Below are 1,435 nucleotides of genomic sequence, written 5' to 3'. Positions count from 1 at the left end.
CTGCAAGGTCGATAATTTTACCGGGTTTACCATATTGATCGCCGGGACCTCGTAATCGGTAACTGCCGATAATCACCACGAGAGAGCCGGTATTAAACATGTGTTCTACGTTTAAACGGTATTCTAATACGCCTTCGTGAGCCCGTTGTAAAAACGCAATAATATGCCGACCACCAGTGTAAGTCGTATTGGCTGTTTTATCGTAAAATACTGTGTCGCGAGAGTAGAAACGACGCAGGACGGTATAGTCATGATCCGTGAGCGCTTCCATGTATTGCATCGCAAGTTGTTGTTCTCGTGGCATATCGCCAATATTGGCTTTGCTCGGAAAGCTCAATAGCAAACAGCATAATATGAAGATTATTCGCACATTAAATTCTCTTTGTTTTCAAATCAAAAGCCGGTAAAGATAAGTGCCAGCGGATAGCACTCAGACGGATGATTAGCGTGCTGAACATAGCGATCAACATCGATGTCATGCTATCCATGCCGACAAATATGCTTAAGGTATAACAGATCCCTCCAACGATGGAAGCGGTTGCGTAAATTTCCGTTCGCAACACCATTGGAATTTGCCTACATAACAAATCTCGGATAATACCACCACCGACACCGGTTATTAATCCCATAACTACCGCGACCATACCAGATAATTCAAGCAATAAGGCTTTTTCTGCACCAATTACGGTAAATAGTGCTAAACCGAGTGCATCGGCAATAGATAATGAGCGTGGGGGTAATTTATGCGGTTTACGCACTAACACTAAGCAGGTTATTACGGTCGCAAGAATGACGAGCATATAATTAGGATCGCGGATCCAAAAAACTGGCGTGGCACCTATTAACGCATCGCGAATACTGCCGCCACCAATTGCAGTAACAGAAGCCAACACGATAACGCCAAAGGGGTCCATACGATGCTTGCCCGCAGCTAACGCTCCCGAAAGGGCAAATACCGCGGTACCACATAAATCAAAAAAATAGATCCACTGACTCATTTACTTAACTCTTCAAGGTGAATCGTGAGAGCATCGACTGAAATACGGATCTCGATTACAGATAAAATTAACGAATACAATAACAGTAATAAACTTAACCCAAAGACTACCGAACCAATTTGGTTAAAACCAACATAAATCAAAATCATGCAAAACACACATAGGGCAAAGCTGCTGACACCGGCTTCTTGCATTTTTCGGATGATAATAATGCGTTGGCGTAAGTTTTTAATTTGCTCGCCTTGCACCGGTTTTTTGTCGTTACTTAATTGTCGGATTAATGCCGCTAACGAAAAAAAACGATTAGTGTAGGCCAATAGCAATAAAGAAATTGCTGGGAATAATAATGCCGGAGTCGTTAACGATACATGTAAGTTGTTGAACAAAGCTATATTCCTAAACAGGTTTTTAAGCAGACAATAATCAATTTTTTGTTA

The 1,435-nt window shown here is 41.8% G+C and carries 3 protein-coding genes; all 3 read right to left on the bottom strand.

Annotated elements, in window-relative coordinates; translation table 11 throughout:
* The coding region (locus tag CXF78_RS00440) for a nuclear transport factor 2 family protein (RefSeq protein ID WP_180957001.1) at positions 1–304 on the bottom strand (304 nt) is incomplete at its 3' end.
* A gap of 67 nt (positions 305–371) precedes the next feature.
* Positions 372–998 (bottom strand): trimeric intracellular cation channel family protein, encoded by a 627-nt coding sequence (locus tag CXF78_RS00435; protein WP_011638417.1) that lies wholly within the window; start codon positions 996–998, stop codon positions 372–374.
* Positions 995–1,384, bottom strand: a complete 390-nt coding sequence (locus CXF78_RS00430; protein WP_011638416.1) for a DUF2721 domain-containing protein — start codon at positions 1,382–1,384, stop codon at positions 995–997. Before CXF78_RS00430 ends, CXF78_RS00435 begins: the two co-directional genes overlap by 4 nt.
* Positions 1,385–1,435: the final 51 nt, after the last annotated feature.

It is taken from the genome of Shewanella sp. 11B5, from assembly GCF_002836795.1.
Lineage (GTDB): Bacteria > Pseudomonadota > Gammaproteobacteria > Enterobacterales > Shewanellaceae > Shewanella > Shewanella frigidimarina.
The sequence above is the reverse complement of the archived record's forward strand: the minus strand, read 5'-3'. Positions and strand labels throughout refer to the sequence as shown.